Below are 19,965 nucleotides of genomic sequence, written 5' to 3' on the forward strand. Positions count from 1 at the left end.
TCCTCGAATCGGTCGCCTGCTCGGGCCTGCTACACCTGGTACGTGGACTCGTCGAGCCCGCTCAGGGTCGGGTCGTGTCCCACCTCGCCCACGTCGTACATCGACGTCATCCAGTGGTAGAAGTTGTCGCCGCGTTCCCGCAGGACGTCGTACAGCCGGCGCATCATGCGGCCGCGGACCTCCGCCCGTTCCGGATGGGCGTAGACGTTCTGCAACTCGTCCGGGTCGGTGTGCAGGTCGTACAGCTCGTTGACGGAGTCGGGGTTGACGACGAGTTTGTAGCGGTCCTCGCGCAGCATGCGCTGCGGGTAGGGGAAGTGGTGGCCGTGGAACTCGCAGACGATGTCCTCGTCCCACCGCACCGCCTCGCCCCGCACGAGGGGCAGCAGGCTGCGCGAGTCGACGGCGGGTTTCGGGTCGAGGCCCGCCAGTTCGAGGATGGTGGCGGTGCAGTCGAGGAGGCTGACGAACTCGTCGCGCACCTGTCCGCCGGGGGCGCCCGGGACCCGGAGCAGGCCGGGCGTGCGGTAGATGTCCTCGTACATCGCCGGGCCCTTGTCGTGCAGCCGGTGCGAGCCGGTGAACTCCCCGTGGTCGCAGGTGAAGAACACCGCCGTGTCGTCCACGAGGCCGAGCCGTTCCATGGCCGCCATGACCCGGCCGATCTGCCGGTCGATGAGGGCCACATAGCCCCAGTAGACGGCGATGAGCTTGCGGGTGGTCTCGATGGGCATCGTGTCGAAGGTCCAGTGCGCGCTGTAGTTGCGCTGGACCGGGGGTTTGCCCTCGAAGGTCTCGGCCACCGACCGCGGCAGTTCCACGTCGGCCGGGTCGACCAGGTCGAAGTACGCGTCGGGCAGGATGTACGGCAGGTGCGGTCCGAAGAAGTGCAGGGCCAGGAAGAAGGGCCGGTCGCGGTCGTGGGCGTCGGCGGCGTACCGCTCCAGCTGTTCGATGGCGCGGGTGGCCAGGTAGTGCTCGAAGGTGGCCTCGACCGGCTGATGCAGCCGCGCGGCCAGCAGGTTGCCGGGGCCGCCGTTGGGCAGGGTGCCGCGCACCCGGTCGCTGATCTCGTACGGGGGCAGTCCGCGTTCGGCGAGGTAGGCGAGGTAGTCCGGGTGGTCGACGGGGTTGTGCCAGCCGGGCAGTTGGGGGCCGTCGAAGCCGTAGTCGGCCGCGGTGCGCCGGTTGCCGGCGTGCCACTTGCCGAACAGACCGCAGTTGTAGCCGTGTTCGCGCAGTGCGCGGGAGAAGGCGAACTGGTCCTCGGCCAGGTCTTCCAGGTAGCCGACGTTGCGTTCCTGGTTGGCGAGGAGCTTGTGCCGGAAGGGTGCCTGGCCGGTCAGGAGGCTGGCGCGGGCCGGGGTGCAGATGGCGGTGGGGGTGTACCAGCGGTCGAAGCGAGTTCCGGTGGCGGCCAGTTCGTCGAGCGCGGGAGTGTGGGCCAGTGGGTTGCCGTAGGCGCCCAGGGTGTCCGTGCGGTGCTGGTCGGTCATGAGGAAGAGGATGTTCTTCCGGGACGCACCGGGCCGGGTGCCCGTCCCCGCGCCGGGCTGGTTCTCTCGCGTCACTTGCCCGCTCCCGTGAAAAGGTCGCCGGTGTAGTAGGTCTTGGGGTCGGCGGGCTTCCTGAGTTTACCGGCGCCGACGAAGTAGTCGTTCATGCCCTGGAGCCAGGTGCCGACGGTGCCGTCCCGGGTCAGCTTGTCCAGCTCCGCCACACTGAGCACCTTGTTGTTCGCGGCGTCCGCCGCGACCTGGTCGACGGGGATCTTCAGCTTGTCGGCGGTGAGCCTGATCGCCTCGTCGGTGTGCTCGGCGCGGAACGTCATGGCCTCGCGCAGCACGGCGAGGACCTTCTTGGTCTTCTCCGGCTGGTCGGACACCACCTTGTTGCCCGCGACGAACGCCGTGGGGAAGGAGACGTCGTCTTCGAAGTCGGCGTTCTTGGCGAGTTCGACCAGGTCGGGGACCTGCTTCTTGATCGTCGCCGCAGCCGGGTACCAGAAGCCCGCGCCGTCGACCTGGTGGGAGGAGAAGGCGGAGACGATGGTGGACGGGTCCATGGGGACGACCTTCAGGTCCTCCTTGGTCATCCCGGCCTTCTCCAGGGCGAGGGAGAGGATCATGTCGCCGGAGGTGCCCTCGGGTACGGCGACGGTCTTGCCCTTGAGCTGCCGCATCGAGGTGATGCCCGGCTGGGCGAGGACCCGGTCGGAGTTGCCGAGGGTGTTGATGGCGACGACCTTGGCCTGGCCGGAGGCGGGCAGCCACATGGCGCCGGGGCCTATGTAGCCGAAGTCGAGGTTGTCGGTGCCCAGGGCCTGGATCTGGAGCGGCCCGTTGGTGAAGACCTTGGCGTCCACGGAGAGCCCGTGCTTCTTCCACAGGCCCTTGGCCTCGGCGATGGCGATCAGGCTGGCGCCGTTGAAGTCGTTGATGTAGCCGAAGCGCACCGTGTCCGACGAGCCGCCGGAGGACGAGCCGCCGCCGCACGCGGCGAGCAGCGCCATCGCGGCCACGCCGGCGAGGGCGGTGGTGAGGCTTCTGCGGGTGGGGGCGGGTGACATGGCGGTGAGTCCCTTCCGGGTCATGACGTCGGGGCGGGGGAACCGGAAAGGGCGGCGGTGCGGCCTTCCTGGTGGTAGACGGAGTGCCATACGCGGTTGCGCAGCGCGGCGAACTCGGGGCTGAGCCGGAAGGTCTCGTCGCGCTCGACGGCGGGGTCGACGTCGACGACGTCGTAGACGCGCCCGGGGCGGGCGGCCATCACGATGACCCGGTTGGCCAGGAACACGGCCTCGTCGACGTCGTGGGTGATGAACAGGACGGTGCGCTTGTCCTGGCTCCAGGTCTTCAGCAGTTGCTCCTGGAGCTTGACCCGGGTGAGCGCGTCGAGGGCGCCGAAGGGTTCGTCCATCAGCAGGATCGAGGGGTCGACGGCGTAGGCGCGGGCGATGGCGCAGCGCTGGCGCATGCCGCCGGAGAGGGTCTTGGGCAGCGCGTCGGCGAAGCGTTCCAGGCCGACCAGCTCGATGAAGTGCTCCGCCCTGGCGCGGCGTTCGCCTTTCGGCACGCCCGTGGTCCTCAGGCCGAACTCGACGTTCTGGCGCACGGTCAGCCAGGGAAACAGGGCGTACTGCTGGAAGATGACGCCGCGCTCGGGTCCGGGGCCGGAGACGGGGGCGCCGTCCACCAGGGCGCGCCCTGCGGTGGGTGTCTCCAGCCCGGCGAGGATGTTCATCAGGGTGCTCTTGCCGCAGCCCGAGGGGCCCACGACGGTGACGAACTCGTGGTCGGCGATGTCGAGGCAGACGTCGTCGAGGGCGGTGAAGGTCTCCCGGCCCAGCGAGAAGGTCTTGGTGACGTGCTGGACGGAGATCTTGGCGGGGGTGCTGGTCATCGGCGTTCCTGCCATCGGGTGAGCCTGCGTTCGGCGAGGAGGAGGGCGCGGTCCATGAGGAGACCGAGGACCCCGATCGAGACGAGCCCGACGAAGAGGGTCGGGAGGTCGTAGTAGAGCTGGGCGTTCTGCATGCGGTAGCCGAGGCCCTCCTGGGCGGCGATCAGCTCGGCGGCGACCAGGGTGGCCCAGGCCGAGCCGAGGCCGACGCGCATGCCGACGAGGATGAAGGGGGTGGACGCCGGCACCACCACACGGGCGAAGATCGTGGCGTCGCCCGCGCCCAGCACCCGGGCGGCGTTGATCAGGGTGGGGTCGACGTTCACCACGCCCTGGAAGGTGGAGATCACGCAGGCCAGGAACGCGGCGAGGAAGATGACGAAGATCTTCGGTGTCTCGTCGATGCCCATGGCGACCACGGCCAGCGGGATGATCGCCAGCGGCGGGATGGTGCGGAAGAACTGGATCCAGGGTTCGATCAGTCCGCGCAGGATGCCGTACCAGCCCATCAGGAAGCCCACCGGGACGGCCACGGCGGTGCCCAGGGCGAAGCCGATGAGGACCCGGGTCAGGCTGGCCAGCGCGTCGTCGGCGAGCGTCCCGTCGCTGATCAGGGTGCCGGCGCGGTCGACGACCTCCGGCGGTGTCGGCAGTTTGAAACCGGCGGAGGCGAGGGCCCACCAGAGCGCGATGCCGAGCGCGACGGACACGGCGTTCAGGGCGAGGGACAGCCCGCGCCGGCCGGAACGGGAGCGCTCCGGCACGGACTTGGCGGCACCCGCCGGGGTGTCGCCCGCCTCGGCGCCGGGTGCGGCCCCGGGCCGTCGCTCGGGTCGCGGGTGCCGCTGGCCGGCGCTCCGCTGGTCAAGGACGGACATGGGCGGCTCCTTCGGTGGCGGAGTCGGATGCATCGGAACGGCCCTTCACGTCGGCGGTTTCGGGATACCTCGCCAGGAGGGGTGAGCTGTGGAAGACCGCGGCCAGCGCGCCGATGGCGCCGTCGTCGTCGGAGAGCCGGGCCGCGGCGACGACGGGCCCCGCAGACGCGGTCGGGAAGATCTCGGCGGCGAGGGTGGCGGCGACCTGTTCCACGAGGACGGGCGCCAGCCGGGTGATCTCACCGCCGATGACCACCTTGGCCGGGTTCAGCATCGTGGTCGCGGCGCCGACCACCCGGCCCAGCGCCCCCGCCGCCTCCCGCAGGACCCGTTCCACCACGGGGTGGGCGCGGCGCACGGCGGCCGCGAGGTCGTCCAGGTTCTCCAGGCGCAGGCCGAACTCCCAGCAGGCGGCGAGGATTCCGGGCACCGAGGCCACGGTCTCCAGACAGCCCCGCTTGCCGCACCGGCAGGGGCGGCCCGCCGGTTCGACGGTCACGTGCCCCAGTTCCCCGGCCAGCCCGGACGAGCCCGTCACCAGCTGGCCGCCGACGACGAGACCGCCGCCGACCCCGTCCGACAGCCGCACGTACACCAGGTCGGCGACGCTGTCGGCGCCGCTGATCGCCTCGGCGAGCGCGGCGAGGCGGGTGTTGTTGTCGACGATCACCGGGGCGTCGAAGCGTTCGGCGAAGGCCACGTCGACGCCTTCGGGTGCCGGGCGCAGGACGGTGGTCCCCTTGGTGGCGCGGGGCCAGGCCGCCCCCTCGGGGGCCGGGTAGGGGCCGGGTACACCGATGCCGATGCCCTGCAACGCCCCGTAGTGGACGCCGGCCTCGCCGCTCAGCCGGTCGACCAGTTCCAGGGCCAGTTCGGTGCGGGTCGCCCAGGTCGCGGTGTCCTCGTACCGGACGGAGCCGGAGACCATGACCTCGTGCGCGGCGTCGGCGACGACGACGTGGACGCGGCGGTGCCCGAAGTCGACGCCCATGAACTGCGCCGACGCCGGGTCGAGGGCCAGCCGTTCGGCCGGCCGTCCGCTGCCCTCGCGGCGGGAGGCGTCGGTGTCCACGACGACGATGGCGCCCCGTTGCAGCAGGTTGCCGGTGATCTCGGACAGGGTGGTGCGGGACAGGCCCACGACCCGGGCGATCTCGCCCCGGCTCATGGCGCCGTTCTCCTGCAACGCACGCATGACGCGCTCTTCGTGGGTCCGCCTGACCAGTGCGTGCACTCCGCTGGGCATCTGCATGCCGGTCAAGGTAGGGAGGCGCGATTATTCCGTCAACACTCCGACAGAAAGACGCAATGAAGCGTTCACAATGCCTGGTGGGCAGGGGCTCGGGTGGGGCGATCGAACTCGATTATTCGTCCGCCCTGTTGACGTAAAAGTGCCGGCGTTCGCATGCTGTGCTCCATGCCCCCGTCCCGCGGCCCGAGTGCCGCGCCCCGGTTCCCGGACGGGGAGGACGAAGGAGAACCCGACTGATGACCGATGCCGAGTACGGACTCCCCCGACGATCCCTGCTGGCCGGCGCCGCTGGTGCGGGGGCGGCGTTCGCCCTGCCCGCCGGCGCCGCACAGGCGGCCCCCGCGGCGGCGGTTCCCGCTGCCCCCGCGGCGGCCGGGGCGTCCCGGCGGTACCCGCGGAACTGGCCCGACCCCGAGCCGTACGGCGCCGCGGACACCCGGGCCGACCTGTGGCCGCGTCAGGACAACGCGTTCGTCCTCCCGCTGGAGCTGCGGCCCCGCGACGAGGAGCGCGGCACGGTCTGGATGCGCGACACCTACGTCAACTGCTTCGTCGTCGACGGGCGGCCCCTCTACGTCGCCACCGGCACCACCCGGGTGCCCGGACTCGACGTCGCCGCGCCCTGGAACGACGGCATCTTCGTGTGGCTGGCCCCCTCCCTCCAGGGCCCGTGGCGGCTGGCCGACACGACCGGCATCCGGCCCGGCGCCGAGCGCGGCAAGGTGTGGTCGCCCGAGTTCGCCGGGGAGAACCGGCCCGGCCGCACGGTCGTCGCGCCCTGGCAGGAGTACTGGCACGACGAGCAGTTCGGCAAGCGGGGCCAGGCCTGGGCGCCGGAGCTGCATTATTTCCGCGGCACCTGGTACATCGTGGCGTGCATGGGCGACCACTCCCGCAAGGTGGGCTCGTTCATGCTGGTGAGCGAGGGCGGCGTCGAGGGACCGTACCGGCTGGTCGAGGGGAACCTGGAGAAGCCCTTCGGCGACTCCTTCATCGGGGGGCCGAAGTTCATCGAGCCCGGCGCCTACCACCACATCGACGGCGGCCTCTTCTCCGAGGGCGACGACGCGTGGCTGGTGCTCCACAACGACCTGTACGCCAAGTTCCGGGACGACATGGAGGACATCGTCACGACGACGGACCTGCCCCGGTTCCAGCAGACGCCCTACTCCCCCGAGCCGTATCTCGAGGGCGCCTACGTGTTCAAGTACGGCGGCAAGTACCACCTCGTCCACGCCGCCTGGGACCGGACGTCCGTCAACGCCGACGGCACCGTCCGGCACGCCTACGACGTGCCCGCGACCGGGCGGGTGCAGTACCAGTACGACGCGGTCGTCGCCGTCGCCGACCGGTTCGAGGGCCCGTACGGAAAGCGGTACACCGCGGGGGTCGGCGCCGGGCACAACAACTTCTTCGTCGACCACCGCGGCGGCCTGTGGGCGACGTACTTCCTGAACCCGGCCGCGGGCTACTGGTCCGCTGCCTCGCGCGTCGCGGACGCCGCGGTGCCCGGTGTCGTACGGCTCGAATGGACCGGCCCGGCGGACGGCCGGCTGTATGTGAAGCGCGAGTCCGAGGGCCCCGGCCACCGGGCCTGACCAGGGGCGACGCCCGCGCCACCGCCCCTCGCATGCCGTCGCGGCGGTACGGGCGTAGTGTCCAGATATGGGTGGTGTTCGGGGTGGCCGGCGTCGGGCAGCCCGGCCGGCGCGGACGCGGGCGGACCGCTGATGGACTCCGCGATGGCGGCCGTGGTGCGGGCGAGCGGTGCGTTCGGAGGGCTCCTCTACGTACTGCCCCCGGGCGAGAACGCCATGTGGCAGGTCCTGGTCTCGGGGGTGCCGCAGGAGATGGCCGCCCCGTGGCGGCGGGTCGGGCTGAAGGATCCGATGCCCGTGGCGGACGCCGTACGCGAGCACCGTCTGGTGTGGGCGGGCGGCCGGGAGGAGATGGCACGCGAGTATCCACGGCTGGCGCTCGTCCTGCCGTACGACTTCGGGCTGGCGGCCTCTCCGCTCGTCTCGGGCACCGCCGTCCGGGGCGGGCTGGTGCTGCTGTGGCCCGGGAGCCACCCTGCGCGGCTGAGCGCCGGTGAACAGGACGTCATCCGGGCGGGCTGCCGCCGCCTGGGTGACACTCTGCAACGGGCGCTCGACCGCGGCGAGGCGCTGCTGCCCCCGGACCGGCCCCGGACCCTGCCGCCGCCTGCCCCGCGCACCCCCTCCCCCGCCGAGGCGGCCGCGCTGTCCGCGTTCGTGGACCGCCTGCCCGGCGGCTCGTGCGCGCTGGACCTGGGCGGGCACCTCACCTTCGTCAGCCCCGGGGCGGCCGAGCTGCTCGGTGTCGACCGGTCGCTGCTGGTGGGCGCCCTGCCCTGGGAGGCGCTGCCCTGGATGGACGTGCCGCACGTCGAGGACCGCTACCGCGCCGCGCTGGTCAGCCGCAGGCCGCAGGTCTTCACGGTGCTGCGCCCGCCGGCGACGTGGCTGTCCTTCGCGCTGTACCCGGACGCCACCGGGCTGAGCGTGCGCATCACCCGCGGCAGCCCGGACGCGGACGGGTCCCCGTCCCGGCCGGCCCAGACCTCGGGTCCCAGCCGTGCCACCGTGCTCTACCACCTGATGCACCTGGCCTCCACCCTGACCGAGGCGGTCAGCGTGCAGGACGTGGTCGAGCAGACCGCCGACCAGCTGATGCCCGCGCTCGGGGCGCAGGGCATGGTGGTGATGGCCCCGGCGGAGGGCCGTCTGAGGGTCGTCGGGCAGCGCGGCTACCGCCCGGAGCTGCTGAGGCGCTTCGACGGGACGCCCCTCACCGCGGCCATCCCGGGCGTCGACGTCATGGCCACGGGGGTGCCGGGATTCTGGACGACCTTCGAGGAACTGCACGAGGCCTATCCCGCCATGACGCATGAGGACGGGATGGCCGCGTGGGCCCTGCTGCCGCTGATCGCCTCCGGCCGCCCCATCGGCTCGCTCCTGCTGTCCTACCGACGGCCCCACGTCTTCCCGCCGGGCGAACGGGCCGCCCTGACGTCGCTGGCGGGACTGGTCGGGCAGGCCCTGGACCGCGCCCGGCTCTACGACGCCAAGCACCACCTCGCCCATCGACTCCAGTCCGCCCTGCTGCCCCACACGCTCCCCGAGGTGCCCGGTCTGAACGTCGCCGCCCGCTATCTCCCGGCGGCCCGGGGCCTGGGCATCGGCGGCGACTTCTACGACGTCATCCGGCTCGACGAGCGCACCGCGGGCGTCACCATCGGGGATGTGCAGGGGCACAACGTGGACGCCGCGGCGCTCATGGGGCAGGTCCGCACCGCCGTGCACGCCAACGCCACCGTGGGGGCGCCGCCCGACGACGTGCTGGCCCGCACCAACCGCCTGCTCACCGACCTGGACCCCGGCCTGTTCACCAGCTGCGCCTACGTCCATCTCGACCTGGCCACGCACCGCGCCTGCGTGGCGCTCGCGGGGCACCCGCCTCCCCTGCTGCGCCACGCGGACGGGCGGGTCGAACCCCTGCGCGTGCCGCCCGGTCTGCTGCTGGGCATCGAGCGGGACGCCTGGTATTCCGCGCTGGAGTTCCCGCTGCCGCCCGGCAGTGTGCTCGCCCTCTACACCGACGGGCTCGTCGAGGCGCCCGGGGTCGACCTCGACGACGCGATCGCGGCCCTCGCCGGGCTCCTGGAGCACGGCGACCCCGGCGACCTGGACGCCATGGCGGACACCCTCATCCGGCACGCTCCCACCCCGGGCGACGACATCGCCCTGGTCCTCGTCGGGCCGCACGCGCGGACGGCGGGGCACTCCCGGGGCCACTCGATCGTTTTCCCGGGCAAGAAGGACGAACGCCGGTCGACGAGGGCCGGCAGCGGAGGAGAAGACCCTTCATGAAACACCAGAGGGTGCGCGATCTGATGAGCGACGCCGTGGTCCGTGTGCAGCGGGGCACCCCGTTCAAGGAGATCGCCCACCTGCTGCTGGAGTACGACATCACGGCGGTGCCGGTCGTCGACGGGGAGAACCGCCCCGTGGGGGTGGTGTCGGAGGCGGATCTCCTGCAGAAGATGTGGGGCGGGGAGCCCGACGGTTCCCCGGAGCACGCCGAGTGGTCCCGGACCTCGGCCGCCAAGGCGGGCGCCATCGACGCGGCCGGGCTGATGACCTCGCCCGCGCTCTGCGCCCGGGAGGACTGGAGCGTCGTGGACGCCGCCCGCGTGATGGCGCGGCACCGCATCAAACGCCTCCTGGTCGTGGACGAGGACGGGCGGCTGGCCGGGGTGGTCAGCCGTGGCGACCTGCTGCGGGTCTTCCTGCGCACGGACCGCGCGATCCGCACCGAGATCATCGAGGAGGCGCTGGTCAAGGCGCTCGGTCTGGCGCCCTCCTCGGTGCAGGTGGACGTGACGCATGGCCATGTCGTGCTCAGCGGCCGGCTCCCGGACCGGGTGTCCGCCCCGCTGCTCGAGGAGCACTGCCGCAGCGTGGACGGCGTCGTCGCCGTGGAGTTCCGACCGGCCGGTGAGGCCGGCGCCGAGGACGCCGCGGCCGTCGGTTCCTGAGCTGCCGCCCGGTGGCGGACGCCCGCCCGTGCCCGCTTCCCGGGGGAGGGGACGCGGACACGGGCGGAGGACGGGGCCGGAGCGGGTCAGACTCCGGTCGAGTCCTTCACCCCGGACGCCTGGGCGGGCGGCGCCGGAGCCGGGACCGGCGCGGGCGCGGGGCCGCCCTCGCTGAGACCGAACCGTCGGTGGAACCCGCGCAGGAACGGCGGCGCGTACCAGGCGGACCGGCCGAGCAGGCGCATGGCCGCCGGTACGAGGACACCGCGTACGGCGACGGCGTCGATGAGGATGGCCAGTCCGCTGCCCAGCCCGAACAGCTGCATGAAGCTGATCTTCGCGGTGCCGAAGGCGAAGAAGCTCACCGCGAGCAGACAGGCCGCCGCGGTGACGATACGTCCGGTGTGGCCGAGGCCGTCGGTGACGGCCGTGCGGGTGTCCGCGCCCTGATCGTGCAGCTCCTTGATCCGGCTGGTGACGAACACCTCGTAGTCCATGGAGAGACCGAAGGCGATGCAGCACATCAGCACCGTCATGGACGCCTCCATCGGCTGCGGGGTGACGCCGATCGCCGAGGCCAGGTGGCCGTCCTGGAAGATCCAAGTCATGACGCCGAGGGTGGCGCCCAGGCTGATCACGTTGAGGACCAGCGCGCGCACCGGCTGCACGACACTGCCGGTGAACAGGAAGAGCAGGACGAAGGTGGTCAGCGCGACCAGGCCCAGGGCGAGCGGGAGCCGGCCGCTGATGGAGTCCTTGGAGTCGACCAGCTCGGCGTCCCCGCCGCCCACCAGCGCCTCGGCCCCGGCGGGCGGCGCGACGGCCCGCACCTCTTCGACCAGTTCCTGCGCCGCGTCCGACCGGGGGGTGAGGCCGCTGACCACGGTGATCCGCTGGGCGTCGGGGCGGCCGAGGGCCGCGTTGCCGGGACCGGTCGCCCCCGGCGCTCCCTTCGTGTAGGTGCCGGTGCCGGTCTCGACGCGGACCACGCCTTCGAGGCCGGACAGTTCGGCCGCGTAGGAGCCGAGCGGCGCCTCGGCCACGGAGGCGTCGATGACGACGTGGAGGGCGGCGTCGTCGTTGCCGTCGAACTTCTCCCGCAGCACGGAGGCGACCTGCCGACTCTGCGCGTCCTCGGGCAGCACGCGTTCGTCGGGGGTGCCCAGGGTGATGCCCAGCAGCGGGCTCGCCGCCACCAGCAGGACGGCCAGTACGGGCAGCGCGGTGAGCGCGGGGCGCCGCATGACGGTGCCGGCCAGCCGCCCCCACAGCGGCGCCCGGGTGGCGGCGGTGCGTGCGCGCCCGGCCCACGGCAGGCGCCCGCTGTTGACCCGGTGGCCCAGGACGACGAACAGGGCCGGCATCACGAAGAGGGTGCCGGCGGCGGCGATGACGACGACGCCGACCCCGGCGTAGCCGAACGAGCGGAGGAAGTACTGCGGGAAGACCAGGAGTGCCGCGAGGGCGACGGCCACCGTGGCGGCCGAGAAGGCGACCGTGCGGCCGGCGGTGCGCACCGTGTGCCGGACGGCGTCGTCCACGGTGGAGCCGGTGGCGAGCTGCTCCCGGAACCGGCTGATCATCAGCAGGGCGTAGTCGATGCCCAGGCCGAGTCCGAGGGCCGTGGTCAGGTTGGTGGCGGTCACGGACACGTCGACGAAGCCGCCGAGCAGGGCGAGTTCGGCGAAGGTGCCCGCGATGGCGATGGTCCCGATGGCCAGCGGCAGGAGCGCGGCGACCACGCTGCCGAAGACGACCAGGAGCAGCAGGAGGGTCAGCGGTACGGCGATGGCCTCGGCCAGCACGAGGTCCTTGGGCGTCTGCGTCTCCATGTCGTTGCCGACGGCGGCGCCGCCTCCGGCCCGGACGCTCAGCCCGCCCTCGCGGGGTCCGGTGTAGTCGTCGATGACGGTTTTGGCGTTCTCCCGCTGCTGGGTCTCGTCGCCCTTCACATGGGCGAGCACCAGGGCCTCACGGCCGTCCTCGGAGCGCAGGGCGGGCTGCTCCGCGTCCCAGTACGAGACGACGTTCTCGAGGTTCGGGTCGTTCCTGAGGTCGGCCACCAGGGCCCGGCCGCCGCGCTCGGCGTCCGGCGCGTCGACGCGCGACGCGGGGGCCCGGACCAGCAGGACCAGGTTCGTCTCGCCGCCGAACTTCTCTTCGATGGCCTTCGAGGCCCTGCTGGACTGGGAGGCGGGGTCGTCGTAGCCGCCCCCCTTCAACGCGCCGAACGCGCCGGCGCCGACGGCTCCCATGAGCGCCACGGCCACGACGGCGACGACCAGTACCAGCCGGGCCCGGCGGATCGCCAGTTCGGCTATGCGATCGAACACGCACGTTCTCCCTTGTTCTTTTGCGGTGAAGGCGACGGAATGCGGCCGGAGTTGACGGCCTCGGCAGGGCCTGCGTCGCCGCACCACGACGTTAGTGAAACGCCCCGCGCTTTGGCAGTGTGAGATTTACCTAACACTGTTCGGCTTCGTGACGCCCCATCAGCCCCTGCCGCCCTAGGCTCGCCGCATGTCCGCAGACCGGCACACCACCACGGCTCCCGTCTCCCTCCGCGAACGGCGCCGGACCGCCGCGGCCCTGGAGATACTCGACGCCGCCGAGCAGCACATCGCCGAACACGGGCCCGCCGCCCTGTCGCTGCGCGCGGTCGCCCGCGGTCTCGGCATGACCGTGCAGGCGCTCTACCACTACTTCCCGAACCGCAACGCCCTCGTCACCGCCCTGATCACCAAGGCGTACGGCGACCTGGCCGACGCGTTGCAGGCCGCCGCCGACGGCGCGGGCGAGGACTCCCGCGCACCGCGTCCGGTCGTGGTGTCCGAGGCCTACCGGGACTGGGGCGTCGCCCACCCGGAGCACTTCCAGCTGCTCTACGGGACGCCCCTGCGGTACTACGCGGCACCCGCCGAGGGGCCGACCACGCAGGCGGTCCGCCGGATGGGCGCGATCTTCCAGCGCGAGCTGTTCGCCGGCTTCACCCCGGCGCAGCTCGCCGCGGCCGAGGTCCCCCCGCTCTCAGCCCCGTACCGGGAGCAGCTGGGCATGCTCCCCGTGCACGCCCAGGGCGATCTGCCGCCCGCCGCGGTCTCCCTCTTCCTGAGCGCGTGGGGCCACGTCCACGGGCTGGTCGTCCTGGAGGTGTTCGGGCACACCGCGTTCCTGGGCGATCATCAGGCGGAAGTCTTCCGCACGTCGGTCCGGATGATGCTGGAGGACATCCACCGCCGGATCCCCGCCGCCTGACCGGGCACCGCCCGCAAGGGCGCCGCTCTCAAGGGCGCCGCTCTCAAGGGCGCCGGTCGCCGTGCCGGCCCTCAGCCGTCCTGGCCCTCACCGGGGGCATCGGGGGCGGACAGGGCCTCGATCTCCGGGTGGTCGCGCAGGGCGACGACCACCGCGTTCACCGCGGCGCGCTGCGGGGCGCCGCGCCGCACCACGACGGCGACGTTGCGGTGCACCGGCGGGCTCAGCCGCCGGGTGACGACGGCGTGGTCCGCCGTGACCGCGAGGGCGGGCAGCAGGGCGATCGAACCGGTCGTCTCGACGTGCCGCAGCAGCAGGAGGTAGTTGCCGAACCGGCAGGCCACCCGGGGTTCGAACCCCGACTCCCGGCACAGCCGGACGGTCAGGTCCGCCATGTACGACTGCGGCCGGTCGCACGCCCAGGTCTCCTCCTTGCAGGCCGCGAGGTTCACCGCGGTGCGGGAGGCCAGCGGATGGCCGTGCGGCAGCACCAGGACGACCGGGTCGCTGCCGAGCGACAGGACGTCGAGGTCCGCGCCCCAGGTCAGGCCGGAGTAGTCGGTGGTGGTGACGATGACGTCCGCCTCGCCCGAGCGCAGGGCGGGGCCGCTCTCGTGCGGCTCCATCTCCACGAGTTCCAGGTGCAGGTGCGGGTGGGTGGAGGCCAGCCGGTTCGCCGCCGGGACGGCGAGGCTGTAGATCGCGCTCTGGAACACGGCGAGCCGCACGGTCCCGATGGGCTCGTCGTTCAAAGCCCGCAGTTCGGCCTCGGCGTCGGCCATCCGGTCCAGGATCTCCCGCCCCCGGCGGGCCAGCAGGAGTCCGGCCGGGGTCAGCCGCACCCGGCGCCCGGTCCGCTCGATCAGCCGGCACCGGGTCTCCGTCTCCAGCACCGCCAGCTGCTGGGACACCGTCGACGCGCTCAGATGGAGCGTCTCGGCGACCGCGCGGACGGTACCGAGCGTGTCGAGCTGGCTGAGCAGGTGCAGTCGTCCGGAGTTGAGCACGCGGCGATGGTACGGCGTACCACCCCCTTCTGTACGGTTCTGTCGTACAGCAGCGTCGAATCTGTGCGATGGACACGCGCAGCGGGGCGTCCCTACCGTCGGTCGTATGCCTTCCGAGACTTCGAGCGCCGACCCGGGGCGCCACCTGATCCGCTACTCCGGCCACGCGCCCTTCTCGCCGGAGGTCGTCGTGCGCGCTGCCGGCACCTGTGTGTTCACGGAGAGCGGCCGCGAGCTGCTGGACTTCACCTCCGGTCAGATGAGTGCCATCCTCGGGCACTCCCATCCGGCGATCGTCTCGACGGTGCGCGAGCAGGTCGCGCACCTCGACCACCTGCACAGCGGCATGCTCAGCCGCCCGGTCGTCGAGCTGGCCCGCCGGCTCGCCGGGACCCTGCCCGAGCCGCTGGAGAAGGCGCTGCTGCTGACCACCGGGGCGGAGGCGAACGAGGCCGCGGTGCGGATGGCGAAGCTCGTCACCGGCCGCCACGAGGTCGTCTCCTTCGCCCGGTCCTGGCATGGCATGACCCAGGCCGCCGCGAACGCCACCTACAGCGCCGGGCGCAAGGGCTACGGCCCCGCCGCGCCCGGCAACTTCGCGCTGCCGGTGCCGGACCGCTACCGGCCCTCCGTCGTCGGCGCGGACGGCGAGCTGGACTGGCGCCGCCAGCTCGACCTCGGCTTCGAGATGATCGACGCCCAGTCGGTCGGCAGTCTCGCCGCGTGCCTGGTCGAGCCGATCCTCTCCTCGGGCGGCGTCGTCGAGCTTCCGCCGGGCTATCTCGCCGCCCTGGCCGGCAAGTGCCGTGAGCGGGGCATGCTGCTGATCCTGGACGAGGCCCAGACGGGGCTGTGCCGGACCGGTGACTGGTACGCCTTCGAGCACGAGGGTGTCGTCCCGGACATCCTCACGCTGTCCAAGACGCTGGGCGCGGGGCTGCCGCTGGCCGCCGTGCTGACCAGCCCGGAGATCGAGCAGCGGGCGCACGAGCGGGGCTTCCTGTTCTTCACCACCCACGTCAACGACCCGCTGCCCGCCGCGGTGGGCAACACCGTCCTCGACGTCCTGGTCCGCGACCGGCTGGACGAGCGCGCACGCACGCTCGGGGCCGCGCTGCGGGAGGGCCTCGACAAGCTCGCCGCCCGCCACGAGGTGGTGGGCGACGTCCGCGGCCGGGGGCTGCTGCTGGGCATGGAACTGGTCGGGGACGAGGTGCTGGGTGAGGGCGGTGCCGACCGGCTCGGCGCCGCCGTCACCCGGCGCTGCTTCGATCTGGGCCTGCACATGAACATCGTCCAGCTCCCGGGCATGGGCGGCATCTTCCGTATCGCGCCCCCGCTGACCGCGAGCGACGACGAGATCGCCCGCGGCGTGGCCGTCCTCGACCGGGCGCTCGCCGACGCCACCGGGGACCTGTAGCGCCGAAGGCCCCGGTGGCCTGGGGTACCAGGTCACCGGGGCCGCGCGTGAGGTGTCGGAGGTGTCAGACCCCGGCCGTCTCCGGCGCGCGGGCGGGCTCCGCGGGCGCGGCGGTGTCGCCGAGCTCCCGGTGCAGCTTCTCGCCCTCGACGTCGACGTTCGGCAGGACGCGGTCCAGCCACTTGGGCAGCCACCAGGCCTTGGTGCCGAGCAGGGCGAGCACCGCGGGCACGATGGCCATGCGGACCACGAAGGCGTCGAAGAGCACCGCGATCGCGAGGCCGAAGCCCATCATCTTGATCATGGCGTCGTTCTCCAGGATGAATCCGGAGAAGACGCTGATCATGATGATCGCGGCCGCCGCGACGACCCGGCCGCCGTGGGTGAAGCCCGTGGTGACGGAGTCGGCGGCGGACTGTCCGTGGACGTACGCCTCGCGCATGCGGGTGACGAGGAAGACCTCGTAGTCCATCGCCAGGCCGAAGACCACGCCGATCATGAAGATGGGCATCATCGACATGATCGGGCCCGGCTGGTCCACGCCGAACACGTCGGCGAGCCAGCCCCACTGGAAGACCGCGACCACCGCGCCGAGCGCCGCGGTCACCGAGAGCAGGAAGCCCAGGGCCGCCTTCAGCGGGACGAGGACCGAGCGGAACACCAGCATCAGCAGCAGGAAGGCGAGTCCGACGACCAGCGCCAGGTAGGGGATGAGCGCGTCGTCCAGGGTCTGCGAGAAGTCGATCGTCATCGCGGTCGCGCCGGTGACCAGCATGGTCGCCCCGGTGTCGGCCTTGATGCCGCCGGACAGCGAGCGGATGTCGTGCACCAGCGACTCGGTGGCGACGTCGCTCGGGCCGGTCTTGGGCATCACGGTGAGGACGGCGGTGTCGCCCTTGTCGTTGAAGTTGGCCGGGGTGACGGCCGCGGCCTCGCCGAGACCGGTGATCTTCTCGCCGACGGCGTCCGCGGCGGCCTTCGGATCGTCGGCGCCGCGGGCGTCCAGGGTGACCATCAGCGGGCCGTTGAACCCGGCCCCGAAGGACTCCGACAGCATGTCGTAGGCCTTGCGCTGGGTGGTGTCGGGGGCCGAGGTGCCCTCGTCGGGCAGGCCCAGCTCCATGCCGGCGGCCGGTACGGCGATGACGCCGAGGCCGAGGACCGCGGTCAGCAGGACGGTGACCGGACGCCGCTGTACGAAGCGGGCCCAGCGGGTGCCGAGCTTCGGCTTGCCGGCGACGGCCCGCGTCCCGGCGGGTGCCTTGCGGTCCTTGCGGCTCAGCGCCCGCTTGCCGGCGAAGCCGAGCAGTGCCGGGGTGAGGGTGAGGGCGATCAGCACGGCGATGCCGACGGTGCCGGCGGCCGCCAGGCCCATCTTGGTGAGGATCGGGATGTTGACGATGGCGAGACCCGCCAGGGCCACGACGACGGTGAGTCCGGCGAAGACGACCGCGGAGCCGGCGGTGCCGACCGCGCGTCCGGCCGCCTCCTCCGGGTCGCGGCCGTCGGCTATCTCGGCCCGGTAGCGGGAGACGATGAACAGGGCGTAGTCGATGGCGACCGCGAGGCCGATCATCATGGCGAGCGTGGAGGTCGTGGCGGACAGCTCCAGGGTGCTGCCGAGCGCCCCGATGGCGGAGATGCCGATGCCGACCCCGATGATCGCCGAGAGCAGCGGCATGCCGGCCGCGACCAGGGAGCCGAAGGTCAGCAGGAGCACGATCGCGGCGACGCCGAGGCCGATCAGTTCGGCGGTGCCGCCCAGTTCCTGCTCGGCCACGACCGCGTCGCCGCCGGTCTCGACGGTGTACCCGCCCGCGCGGGCGGTGTCGGTGGCGGCGGTGAGCGAGTCCCGGGCCTCGTCGGTCAGCTCCATCGCGTTGACCTTGTAGGTCACGGAGGCGTAGGCGGTGGTGCCGTCCTTGCTGACGGCGTTCGCCTTGAACGGGTCGTCCACCGAGGCGACCTGCGGTCCGGCCTTCAGGTCGGCGACCAGGCCCTCGACCCGGTCCTTGCCGGCCGCGTCGGATATCTTCGCGCCCTCGGGGGCACGGATCACGACGCGGGCCGTGGCGCCCTCGGCGCTGGCGGCCGGGAACTGCTCGTCGAGCAGGTCGAACGCCTTCTGGGACTCGGTGCCCGGCATGGAGAAGGAGTCTTCGGGCGGCGCCGGCGCGGCGGACGAGGCAACGCCGGCGCCCACGAGTATGGCCACCCACAGCAGGGCGACGAGGCCGCGGCGCCGGAACGCCCTCCGACCGAGTCGATAAAGAAACGTAGCCACCTTTTGGACCAATCCGTCGGGTTACGGGCAGGACGAAGACCCGGCACATGGGGGGAAGGCGGACGCGCTGACCGGGGTACACGTCCATGCTCGCCCGGGGTTCCGGCCGTTTGATCCGACCCTGGGTCTGGACTGGCGTACTGCGTCGGGTGTAGTGGGGTCCCGCGCCCCTCTCCTCTCGGTGTAGATCACGAAGATGGGTGTACTCCACATTTCGTTGCCGAGGGCAGCCGATGTCTTTCAGCCGACGACCGGTGTGGCATGGCCGCCCGCACCGCAGCGCAGGCGGTTGGTCGACGGCGGTGACGTCGTGACCGCCGGGTGACTCGCTCCTTCGGCTTGCCCGTCGCTCAGGGGGGAGTTGCCGCCCCGACCCTGACCCGGTCGCCGGCGCCCTCGGTGAGGAAGGACGCGAGGGCACGGCCCTCCTCGGCGACCTCTGCGTGCTCCGGGCGGGTGAGGCGGCGCAGCGGGGTGACGGTCACCGTGTCGTCCTCGACGGTCCAGGTCGCGGAGACCCGGCCGTCGACGAGGACGAACCGGGCGCCGGTGACCGACAGTCCGCGGTGCGCGTCGTCGATGATCCGGCGGCGGTCCTGGTAGCCGAGGACGGCGTTGTCGAAGGCCGGCAGGTACCGCACGGGGGCGGGGGTGTCCGGGTCGGGTCGCGGTGCGTCGGGCAGGTCCAGCAGTTCGCGGCCCCGCTCGTCGCGGAAGGCGACCAGCTCTCCACGTACCGCCGCGACCGCGGCCGGCAGCCCCGTGAGCCCGCACCAGGCGCGCAGGTCCGCCGAGGCGGCCGGCCCGAACGCGGCCAGGTAGCGCCGGACGAGCGCCGCGCCGACCGGATCGGTGCCCGGCGGGGCGGGCGGGTCGACCTCGCGGCCCAGCCAGTGGGCGACCGGGGCGTTGCGCACCCCGGCCCGGGTGCGCCAGAGTCCGCGCGGCGGCAGCTGCACCGTCGGGATCAGCGCGGCGACCAGCATCTCCCCGAGCGGCCGCGGTCCCACCTCCGGCCACCGTCCGGCCACGGCCCGCGCGAGGTCGCCCATCGAGCGGGGCTCGCCGTCGGCCAGGACCGCCCGGCCCGCCGCCGCGAGTTCGTCGAGGTCGACCCCTTCGAGCTCGCGGCGGTAGGTGCCGAGGACGCGTCCGCGCAGCATGGCGTCGTGGCGTGCGCGCCAGGCCAGTACGTCGTCGGCGGTGACGAGGTGGACGGTGCGGCGCATCAGGTGGGTGCGCACGACCCGACGCCCGGCCAGCAGGTCGTCGAGCGCCCGCGGTGCGAAGTCGCGCAGCCTCGACCACAGTCCGACGAACGGTTCCTGCGGCTCCTGCGCCTGCATGCCGCCGAGGTGCGCGACGGCGTCCAGGACCGGGCGGTCCGCGCGGTCGAGCAGCAGCTGCCGGGCGAGGGCCGCCCGGTTCAGCGACCGGGCGTCGAGCACGCTCACGCGTCGTACTCGCTCACCACGTCCAGGACCCAGGTGACGCCGAACCGGTCCCGCAGCATGCCGTAGAGCGGTGCCCACTGCGCCGCCCCGAGCGGCCTCAGGACGGTCGCGCCCTCGGCGAGCTTCTCCCAGTACGCGGTGATCTCCTCGGCGCCCTCGCCGCGGACCGAGACGAAGAACGCGTTCTCGCCCTGGTTCCACGGCAGGTCGGACGGCACGTCGTAGGCCATCACGCTCGGGCCGTCGGCGCTGGACACCTGGCCGAACATGACCTGGTCGGCCGCAGCGGGGTCCTGGACGTTTCCGGCGTCCTTGTACGTCACCAGGGTCAGGTTCCCGCCGAACGCGGCCTGGTAGAAGGTGAGGGCCTCGCGGGCGTCGCCTCGGAAGTTGAGGTGGGTCACGGCTTGTGCGGTCACGACGGGCTCCTTGCCCTCATGGTGGGACGGCCC

The 19,965-nt window shown here is 72.5% G+C and carries 15 protein-coding genes; 5 read left to right on the forward strand and 10 right to left on the reverse strand.

The window, feature by feature from the left end; translation table 11 throughout:
• Positions 1-29: 29 nt before the first annotated feature.
• From ACIRGB_RS10910 to ACIRGB_RS10930, 5 genes are read right to left on the reverse strand one after another with little or no spacing between them, the layout of a single operon-like run.
• A complete protein-coding gene (locus ACIRGB_RS10910; RefSeq protein WP_403861541.1) occupies positions 30-1,571 on the reverse strand; it encodes a sulfatase-like hydrolase/transferase in 1,542 nt (513 codons plus the stop codon).
• Positions 1,568-2,569 carry an aliphatic sulfonate ABC transporter substrate-binding protein gene (locus ACIRGB_RS10915; RefSeq protein ID WP_403861544.1) on the reverse strand — a complete coding sequence of 334 codons (1,002 nt, stop codon included), beginning with the start codon at positions 2,567-2,569 and terminating at the stop codon, positions 1,568-1,570. The genes ACIRGB_RS10910 and ACIRGB_RS10915 overlap by 4 nt, the downstream gene beginning before the upstream one ends.
• A gap of 20 nt (positions 2,570-2,589) precedes the next feature.
• Positions 2,590-3,402, reverse strand: a complete 813-nt coding sequence (locus ACIRGB_RS10920; protein ID WP_403861546.1) for an ABC transporter ATP-binding protein — start codon at positions 3,400-3,402, stop codon at positions 2,590-2,592.
• Entirely contained in the window at positions 3,399-4,280 is an 882-nt protein-coding gene (locus tag ACIRGB_RS10925; RefSeq protein ID WP_403861549.1) for an ABC transporter permease, read from the reverse strand. The genes ACIRGB_RS10920 and ACIRGB_RS10925 overlap by 4 nt, the downstream gene beginning before the upstream one ends.
• Positions 4,267-5,532: an ROK family transcriptional regulator gene (locus ACIRGB_RS10930; protein ID WP_403861551.1), complete on the reverse strand. Its 1,266-nt coding sequence runs from the start codon at positions 5,530-5,532 to the stop codon at positions 4,267-4,269. Before ACIRGB_RS10930 ends, ACIRGB_RS10925 begins: the two co-directional genes overlap by 14 nt.
• Before the next feature lie 236 nt (positions 5,533-5,768).
• Here ACIRGB_RS10930 and ACIRGB_RS10935 point away from each other — a divergent pair, with 236 nt between their 5' ends.
• The 3 genes from ACIRGB_RS10935 (at position 5,769) to ACIRGB_RS10945 (ending at position 10,093) form a co-directional block, all read left to right on the forward strand.
• Entirely contained in the window at positions 5,769-7,130 is a 1,362-nt protein-coding gene (locus ACIRGB_RS10935) for a family 43 glycosylhydrolase (protein ID WP_403861554.1), read from the forward strand.
• Between the two features lie 132 nt (positions 7,131-7,262).
• Positions 7,263-9,425, forward strand: coding sequence for a SpoIIE family protein phosphatase (locus ACIRGB_RS10940; RefSeq protein WP_403861557.1), 2,163 nt, complete (start codon positions 7,263-7,265; stop codon positions 9,423-9,425).
• Positions 9,422-10,093: a CBS domain-containing protein gene (locus ACIRGB_RS10945; protein ID WP_403861560.1), complete on the forward strand. Its 672-nt coding sequence runs from the start codon at positions 9,422-9,424 to the stop codon at positions 10,091-10,093. Before ACIRGB_RS10940 ends, ACIRGB_RS10945 begins: the two co-directional genes overlap by 4 nt.
• 86 nt (positions 10,094-10,179) lie before the next feature.
• Here the strand turns inward: ACIRGB_RS10945 and ACIRGB_RS10950 are convergent, their stop codons facing one another.
• A complete protein-coding gene (locus ACIRGB_RS10950; RefSeq protein ID WP_403861563.1) occupies positions 10,180-12,426 on the reverse strand; it encodes an MMPL family transporter in 2,247 nt (748 codons plus the stop codon).
• 187 nt (positions 12,427-12,613) lie between these two features.
• On the opposite strand from ACIRGB_RS10950, the gene ACIRGB_RS10955 reads away from it, so the two are divergent.
• Positions 12,614-13,348, forward strand: coding sequence for a TetR/AcrR family transcriptional regulator (locus ACIRGB_RS10955; RefSeq protein WP_403861566.1), 735 nt, complete (start codon positions 12,614-12,616; stop codon positions 13,346-13,348).
• A 71-nt stretch (positions 13,349-13,419) separates the two neighbouring features.
• Here the strand turns inward: ACIRGB_RS10955 and ACIRGB_RS10960 are convergent, their stop codons facing one another.
• Positions 13,420-14,355, reverse strand: a complete 936-nt coding sequence (locus tag ACIRGB_RS10960) for a LysR family transcriptional regulator (protein WP_403861569.1) — start codon at positions 14,353-14,355, stop codon at positions 13,420-13,422.
• Positions 14,356-14,461: 106 nt separating this feature from the next.
• On the opposite strand from ACIRGB_RS10960, the gene ACIRGB_RS10965 reads away from it, so the two are divergent.
• Positions 14,462-15,775: an aspartate aminotransferase family protein gene (locus tag ACIRGB_RS10965; protein WP_403861572.1), complete on the forward strand. Its 1,314-nt coding sequence runs from the start codon at positions 14,462-14,464 to the stop codon at positions 15,773-15,775.
• A 64-nt stretch (positions 15,776-15,839) separates the two neighbouring features.
• Here the strand turns inward: ACIRGB_RS10965 and ACIRGB_RS10970 are convergent, their stop codons facing one another.
• The 3 genes from ACIRGB_RS10970 to ACIRGB_RS10980 form a co-directional block, all read right to left on the reverse strand.
• Complete coding sequence (locus ACIRGB_RS10970; protein WP_403861575.1) at positions 15,840-18,059, reverse strand: MMPL family transporter; 2,220 nt, start codon at positions 18,057-18,059, stop codon at positions 15,840-15,842.
• Positions 18,060-18,409: 350 nt separating this feature from the next.
• Complete coding sequence (locus ACIRGB_RS10975) at positions 18,410-19,513, reverse strand: winged helix DNA-binding domain-containing protein (protein WP_403861578.1); 1,104 nt, start codon at positions 19,511-19,513, stop codon at positions 18,410-18,412.
• Complete coding sequence (locus ACIRGB_RS10980) at positions 19,510-19,932, reverse strand: VOC family protein (RefSeq protein WP_403861580.1); 423 nt, start codon at positions 19,930-19,932, stop codon at positions 19,510-19,512. The genes ACIRGB_RS10975 and ACIRGB_RS10980 overlap by 4 nt, the downstream gene beginning before the upstream one ends.
• Positions 19,933-19,965 lie beyond the last annotated feature (33 nt).

It is taken from the genome of Streptomyces sp. NPDC102490 (assembly GCF_044765285.1).
Classification (GTDB): Bacteria; Actinomycetota; Actinomycetes; order Streptomycetales; family Streptomycetaceae; genus Streptomyces.